The sequence below is a fragment of the Cupriavidus sp. R6-3 genome (assembly GCF_059772245.1).
Genome location: NZ_JCBAJO010000239.1, coordinates 1 through 7052 on the forward strand (window position 1 = coordinate 1; position 7052 = coordinate 7052).

The 7052-nt window shown below is 65.1% G+C and carries 7 protein-coding genes; 4 read left to right on the forward strand and 3 right to left on the reverse strand.

Going from position 1 to position 7052, the window contains the following annotated elements:
* Both kdgD and AC6EI8_RS22630 read right to left on the reverse strand, forming a co-directional pair.
* Nucleotides 1-898 (reverse strand): 5-dehydro-4-deoxyglucarate dehydratase (gene kdgD, locus AC6EI8_RS22625; RefSeq protein WP_498382928.1); only part of this gene is annotated, 898 nt, incomplete at its 3' end.
* Between the two features lie 175 nt (nucleotides 899-1073).
* A complete protein-coding gene (locus AC6EI8_RS22630) occupies nucleotides 1074-1826 on the reverse strand; it encodes a FadR/GntR family transcriptional regulator (protein WP_149317952.1) in 753 nt (250 codons plus the stop codon).
* A gap of 167 nt (nucleotides 1827-1993) precedes the next feature.
* On the opposite strand from AC6EI8_RS22630, the gene gudD reads away from it, so the two are divergent.
* The 4 genes from gudD to AC6EI8_RS22650 all read left to right on the forward strand — a co-directional run bounded on the left by gudD (nucleotide 1994) and on the right by AC6EI8_RS22650 (nucleotide 6491).
* Nucleotides 1994-3346 (forward strand): glucarate dehydratase, encoded by a 1353-nt coding sequence (gene gudD, locus AC6EI8_RS22635; RefSeq protein ID WP_498382929.1) that lies wholly within the window; start codon nucleotides 1994-1996, stop codon nucleotides 3344-3346.
* Between the two features lie 187 nt (nucleotides 3347-3533).
* Nucleotides 3534-4505, forward strand: a complete 972-nt coding sequence (locus AC6EI8_RS22640; protein ID WP_265633439.1) for a Bug family tripartite tricarboxylate transporter substrate binding protein — start codon at nucleotides 3534-3536, stop codon at nucleotides 4503-4505.
* 709 nt (nucleotides 4506-5214) lie between these two features.
* Complete coding sequence (locus AC6EI8_RS22645; RefSeq protein ID WP_498382930.1) at nucleotides 5215-6027, forward strand: tyrosine-type recombinase/integrase; 813 nt, start codon at nucleotides 5215-5217, stop codon at nucleotides 6025-6027.
* A gap of 116 nt (nucleotides 6028-6143) precedes the next feature.
* Nucleotides 6144-6491, forward strand: coding sequence for a hypothetical protein (locus AC6EI8_RS22650; protein WP_498382931.1), 348 nt, complete (start codon nucleotides 6144-6146; stop codon nucleotides 6489-6491).
* A 322-nt stretch (nucleotides 6492-6813) separates the two neighbouring features.
* Here the strand turns inward: AC6EI8_RS22650 and AC6EI8_RS22655 are convergent.
* The coding region (locus AC6EI8_RS22655; protein ID WP_498382932.1) for a hypothetical protein at nucleotides 6814-7052 on the reverse strand (239 nt) is incomplete at its 5' end.

Below are 7052 nucleotides of genomic sequence, written 5' to 3' on the forward strand. Positions count from 1 at the left end.
CGATCAGCCGTTGCAGCATCGCGCATTCCTCTTCGCTCAGATCGGTCAGCGGCGCGCGCACCGGGCCGGCGTCGTGGCCGACCAGGCGGGCGCCCGCCTTGATGATGCTGACCGCGTAGCCCTGCTTGCGGTTGCGGATGTCGAGGTAGGGCAGGAAGAAGGTATCGATCAGGCGGCCGACAGTCTCGTGATCCTCGGCGGCGATGGCGCGATAGAAATCCATCGCGGTCTTCGGGATGAAGTTGAACACCGCCGACGAGTAGACCGGCACGCCCAGCGCGCGATAGGCCGCGGCGTAGACCTCGGCCGTCGGCAGCCCGCCCAGGTAGGCGAAGCGCTCGCCCAGCCGGCGGCGGATCGACACCATCAGCTCGATGTCGCCCAGGCCGTCCTTGTAGCCGATCAGGTTCGGGCAGCGCTCGGCCAGCCGTTCCAGCTGCACCGCGTTCAGGCGGCACACCGCGCGGTTGTAGACGATCACGCCGCAGGACACCGAGCGGCAGACCGCCTCGACGTGGTTGGCGATGCCTTCCGGGCTGGCTTCGGTCAGGTAGTGGGGCAGCAGCAGCACGCCGTGGGCGCCCAGGCGCTCGGCCTCCTGCGCATAGGCGATCGCGACGCGGGTCGGGCCGCCGGCGCCGGCGATGATCGGCACCTTGCCGCGGCAGGTATCGACCGCGGTGCGGATGATGTCGCTGTACTCGTTCGGGGCCAGCGAGAAGAACTCGCCGGTGCCGCCGGCGGCGAACAGCGCGCTGGCGCCGTACGGGGCGAGCCATTCGAGACGCTTGGCGTAGGAGGCCGCGGCGAAGTCGCCGTTGGCGTCGAAATCGGTCACCGGGAACGACAGCAGGCCGGCGCTGATGATCTGTTTGAGGTCTTGGGGGTTCAGGGACATGGTGGTTTCCGATGAAAAGGCCGGGCGGCGTGCCCGAATGCGCAACGTTGGACGGTGGCGGCGCCGGGACAAGGAAGCCGAGGCGCCGCTCGATGAACGTCATCATAAGACATCGTACAACTAAGGCGCAAGAGCCCGGCGCCGGGGGTTAACCCTCGGCGCCGGCGTGCCGGGGTCAGGCAGGGGTGCTGGCGGCCGCTGCCGATGCCTTGCGCAGGCGTTCGCGGCTGTTGGTCAGATGCATGCGCATCGCCGCCTTGGCGCCATCGGGGTCGCGGCGCTCGATCGCGTCGTAGATGCTGTCGTGCTCGAAGTTGACCCGTTCCAGATATTGCTCGCGGTCGCCGGGCGTGACGTGCAGCCGGCCGCGCGGGATCACCGAGGCGCCGAGATGGCCGAGCATCTCGCTGAAGTAGCGGTTGCCGGTGGCGCGCGCGACGGCCAGGTGGAAGGCGAAGTCGGAGGCGACCGAATCGCCGCCGGAAGCGGCGGTGCGCTTCAGCTCGTCCAGCGCGCGCCGCATCTCGGCCAGATCGGCGTCACTGCGCCGCACGGCCGCCAGCCCGGCGGCTTCGGCTTCGATGCTGACGCGGAATTCCAGCATCGCCAGCACGTCCATCGCCGTGACCATGGCCGACGGATCGATGCGGAAGGGAGAGCCCGATTCGGCCGGGGGCGGGGTCAGCACGAAGGTACCGATGCCGTGGCGGGTCTCGACCAGGCCGCTCGCCTGCAGGCGGGACAGCGCCTCGCGCACCACGGTGCGGCTGACGCCGAGCGTGGCCATGATTTCCGATTCGGTGGGCAGCTTGTCGCCGGGGCGCAGCGTGCCCTGGCGAATGCTGTCGGTCAGGCTGGCGACCGCTTCTTCGGCCAGCGTGCGGCCGCGGCGGCGAAGCGGAGTGGGGGCCAAGGTCGAGGCTTTCATAGGGTAAGTACGGTGCTTGACCGGTTCTGGAACGGCTCATTATACTGCGTCGTAAGTTATACGACGACTGATAACCGACTTTACCTCGTCCCGCTCCGTGCCACCATCGGGTGTGCCCCGGAGCCGGGCGACAAAAAGCCATCCGAGACAGCATTCCGAGACGCTTCATGACAGACCAACCGATCTCCGCGCCGGGCGCCACGCCCGTCGTCACCGAACTGACCGTGATCCCGGTCGCCGGCCACGACAGCATGCTGATGAACCTGTCGGGCGCCCACGGTCCCTTCTTCACGCGCAACGTGGTGCTGCTCAAGGACAGCGCCGGCCGTACCGGCGTCGGCGAGGTGCCGGGCGGCGAGGGTATCCGGCAGACGCTGGAAGACGCCCGCCCGCTGGTGGTCGGCCAGCCGATCGGCGCCTACCAGGCGGTGCTCAATCGCGTGCGGCAGGCCTTCGCCAGCCGCGATGCGGGCGGGCGCGGCCTGCAGACCTTCGACCTGCGCATCACGATCCATGCGGTCACCGCGCTGGAAGCGGCGCTGCTCGACCTGCTGGGCAAGCACCTGGACGTGCCGGTCGCCGCGCTGCTCGGCGAAGGGCAGCAGCGCGACGCCGTCGAGATGCTGGGCTACCTGTTCTATATCGGCGACCGCAAGCGCACCACGCTGCCGTATCGCCAGGAAGCCGATGCCGACGATGCCTGGTTCCGGCTGCGCAACGAGGAGGCGATGACGCCCGAGGCGGTGGTGCGCCTGGCCGAGGCCGCCTACCAGCGCTACGGTTTCAACGACTTCAAGCTCAAGGGCGGCGTGCTGCGCGGCGACGAGGAAATGGAAGCGATCGTCGCGCTGGCCGAGCGCTTTCCCACGGCCCGCATCACGCTCGATCCGAACGGCGCCTGGTCGCTGGCCGAGGCGGTCCGGCTGTGCCGCGACAAGCATGGCGTGCTCGCCTACGCCGAGGACCCGTGCGGCGCCGAGGACGGCTATTCGGGCCGCGAGATCATGGCCGAATTCCGCACCGCCACCGGGCTGCCGACCGCGACCAACATGATCGCCACCGACTGGCGGCAGATGGGCCATGCCGTGCGGCTGCAGTCGGTCGACATTCCGCTGGCCGATCCGCACTTCTGGACCATGCAGGGCTCGGTGCGCGTCGCGCAGATGTGCGCGGAGTGGGGGCTCACATGGGGCTCGCATTCGAACAACCACTTCGATATCTCGCTGGCGATGTTCACCCATGTGGCCGCGGCCGCGCCGGGGCGTGTCACCGCGATCGACACGCACTGGATCTGGCAGGACGGCCAGCGCCTGACCAAGGAGCCGCTGAAGATCGAAGGCGGCATGGTGCAGGTGCCCAAGCGCCCCGGCCTCGGCGTCGAGATCGACATGGCCGAGCTGGAGAAGGCCCATCAGACCTATCGCAACATGGGACTGGGGGCGCGCGACGACGCGGTGGCGATGCAGTTCCTGATCCCGGGCTGGAAATTCGACAACAAGGCGCCGTGCATGGTGCGGTAGCGGGATTCGGCGGCATCGCCGCCGGTATCCGAAACACCGTCGTCGAAGCGACGACATCGAAACGACGTCATCTAACGACCGCAGCTCGACCACGAGCAGAGATTCAGGAGACAACATGAGCAAGACCCACTTCCTGCGCGGCGCCGCCGCGACCGCGCAAACCTGTGTGCGCCGCCTGCCGCGGCTGATGCTGACGGCGGGCGTGCTGGCCGGCGCGTTCGCCGCCGGCCTGCTGGCCACCGGCACCGCCGCCGCGCAGGACTGGCCGCAGAAACCGGTGACCGTGGTGGTGCCGTTCCCGCCGGGCGGTTCGACGGACACCATCGCGCGCATGCTGGCGCAGCCGCTGAACGAAAAGCTGGGCCAGCCCTTCGTGATCGAGAACCGTCCGGGCGCGACCGGCGCGATCGGCGCGGCGATGGTCAAGCGCGCGCCGCCCGACGGCTACACGATCATGATCGCGTCGATCGGCGTCTACGCGGTCAACCCCTTCCTGCAGAAGAACCTGCCGTACGATCCGGCCAAGGACTTCGACCTGCTGACGGTCGCGGTGCGCGCCCCCAACGTGCTGGTCGCCAATCCGTCGGTGGCGGCGCGCAGCGTGCAGGACCTGGTGGCCCATATGAAGAAGAACCCGGGCAAGGTCAGCTTCGCCTCGTCGGGCGCCGGTTCGTCCGACCACCTGACCGCGGCGCTGTTCTGGCAGAAGACCGGCACCACCGGCCTGCACGTGCCGTACAAGGGCGGCGGCCCGGCGATCCAGGATCTGCTGGCCGGCCAGGTCGAGGTCTCGTTCCAGAACATCAACGCGGTGATCCAGCACATCAAGGCCGGCAAGCTGAAGGCGCTGGCGATTACCTCGGAGAAGCGCTCGCCGCTGCTGCCGGACGTGCCGACGCTGGCCGAAGCGGGCGTCAAGGACGTCGAGGTCTACTCGTGGCAGGCGGTTGCCGCCCCGCGCGGACTGCCGGCCAACGTCAAGTCGCGCCTGCACGGCGCGCTGGTCAGCTCGCTGACCGATCCGAAGATGCGCGCCAAGCTGGCCGAGACGGGCTTCGAGGTCGTCGCCAATACGCCGGAGCAGTTCGCGCAGTTCGAGAACCAGGAACTGCAGCGCTGGAAGAACGTGATCGAGACCGGCAAGATCACCATCGATTGAGATTGACGATCGGCGATCGGCGATTCTCTCCACGACATGTCGTTGCCCCGCCCTGTACGGGGCTTTTTTATGGTCGCGCGGATATGGCCGTAGTCACGTGGCCTTGGGATGTGTGGGTGGGGGATGAAGGGGCGGGACAAGGGCCCGGATACGTGCCCGGGAACAAGGGCCGGCAATAAGGTCGGGCAATAAGGGCGGAGAAGGCGGTGAGGGCGGAGAGAAGGCCGCGATGAAGGCCGCGATGGGGCCGGGACCTTGTGCCTCGGATGGCGGAGACGGTGAGATTCGAACTCACGGATGGGTCACCCCATCGGCAGTTTTCAAGTTTTGTGTGTGCTGACTTTGCGTTGCTTGGCCTAGCTTCGCCTAGCCACTAACCTCTTTTAAATCAACGACGTACCATCGTTGCGCGTTTGGCGTAGCTTGTCGTAACGTGTCCCAGATTGCTAAACATGCGCTAAAGAGCGCCTCTTGGGACTGACGACATAGCGAAGCTGACAAAGACCTACATCGACAAGGTGCAGGCACCGGTGACGGGTTATGAGATTCATTGGGACGACGCGCTGAAGGGTTACGGGCTGCGCGTCACTGCTGCGGGCAAGCGCGTGTTCGTCGCGCAAGGCCGCGTCAGAGGCAAAGCGGTCTGCTTCACGATTGGACCTTACGGGCAGCTCACCGAATACGAGGGCGGGAGAAGGCGCGGCGCATCTTGCAGGATATGCGCGAAGGAGTCGATCCGCGCGACGTGAAGAAGGCGGACGAGGCGGCCAAGGTGACGCTGCGCCACGTCGCAGACGCATACATGGGGCGTCCGGGCAAGCTGAAGGACGGTAGCAAGGCCGAGATTGAGCGCCACGTGACCACAACCTTCAAGGCATGGGAGCACAAGCCTATCGCCGGCATCACCGAGGATGACTGCCGCAAGCGTTACCGCGAGATTATGACGAAGGGCACAACGGGCAAGGGGCCAGCACCATCGCAAGCCAATCAGGCTTTCAGTATTCTTCGCGCTCTCATCAACTATGCCGGTCGGCAGTATAAGAAGCACGACGGCACCCCGCTCATCCTGCACAATCCTGTCGGCGCGCTTAAAGATGACTGGATCGAGTTGCAGCCACGCACGTCGGACATTGACGAGAAGAAGGTCGGCGCGGTGTGGCACATGCTCACGCAGGCGCGCGCCAACGTCTACAACCGAGATACGTGGTCAAGTATCGATCTTGTGATGTTCCTCATGCTGACCGGCGCGCGCATTGGCGAGGCATCCTCGCTAACGTGGGACAGAGTCAGCATCGAAAGGGACGACCCGGAAAACTGCTGGTGGTACATCCCTGACCCGAAGAACCGGAATCCGGTGTGGTTACCTTTGTCGTCGCAGGCTGTGGAACTGCTGACCACGCGCCAGCGCCTCGACGGCAATCCGCACGTCTTTCCGTCTTGGGGCGACACAGGGCACATCAAAGACCCGCGCGACATGATGAAGAACTGGCGGCGGCGGATAACCCGACATATCCCCGCGTAACAACCGATCATTTCAGCTGGGCGATTGGTCTGGTTGAGCGCGACATTGCGTTATTCCTCAACCGTCTCGACAGCGGTGACATTGGCACGGATGACCACGCGCGGGAGCAGAAGGTCTTGGACGTGTGCCGTCGATTCCTGACGCAGGAAAAGGTCTCGGAACGCTACGAGAAGTCCTTTGAGAGCATGCGCCTCAACTCAATTGTGCCCCGCGCCTACCTGCAGACCATGACACAGAAACTTGCCCAGTTCGGTGGCCACAAGTCCGGCGCAACAGCCGCACTCGACTTGACGCTGCACAGTCTTATCGCAGCCGGCAATCTGATGGAGGTAGACAAGAGCAAGGTCGGCGAAGGCTACAACTACCACGGCAGCGCGTATCGCGTTCTTCGAGTCGACTTCTCCAGGCAAAGCGAAGAATCGAGGGCCGCTATAAGGGCGGCTACGAGCTTCTGGAATGATTAGATGGCCACACCATGCAAGTGCCCTAGTGGCCGTTAGTGGCGCCGCCACTAACGCCGCAAACCCTTACGCAGCATGGCTTTACATACAAAAAAGTAGTTGTTGTTAGTGCGTTAGTGGGAGGTGTGTATGTGTAGGAGGGTATCGGCCATTGGGACGCCACGACTCCCAGACTAACGCACTAACCCCACTATTGCGCTAACGTCACCAGTTTCCCTGTTTGCCGTTCGCCTGCCTGCAAGCCAGCGTAGGTGCTGGGCGCCTGCCTATGCGTGGTCAGCCCGCCTAGCCCATTCCTAGCGACAGCCGATCTTCGCCACGCGGCTCACGCCTGCTTCGTCGCTTCTAGGTCTGCGTCATTCGTCTCAATCCACGTTTCCAGCTTCTCCATGAGAGGAGGCCACACGTCGTCGTACTCGTATTGGAACGTGCTCATGCACAACTCCATAGACCCGAGGTGGCGGTCGCCGTACAACTCCATCCATCTGTTGGAGAAGTGCGTCTCGTACTCGCTGTTGTCAATCTTCGTGTAACCGGCAACCATGCCTTCGTAATTCGGGTGCG

What these genes read in the sequence shown, in the direction of transcription:
- AC6EI8_RS22630 (WP_149317952.1), bottom strand. Translation starts at nt 1,826, where the DNA reads ATGAAAGCCTCGACCTTGGCCCCCACTCCGCTTCGCCGCCGCGGCCGC.
- gudD (WP_498382929.1), top strand. Translation starts at nt 1,994, where the DNA reads ATGACAGACCAACCGATCTCCGCGCCGGGCGCCACGCCCGTCGTCACC.
- AC6EI8_RS22640 (WP_265633439.1), top strand. Translation starts at nt 3,534, where the DNA reads ATGCTGACGGCGGGCGTGCTGGCCGGCGCGTTCGCCGCCGGCCTGCTG.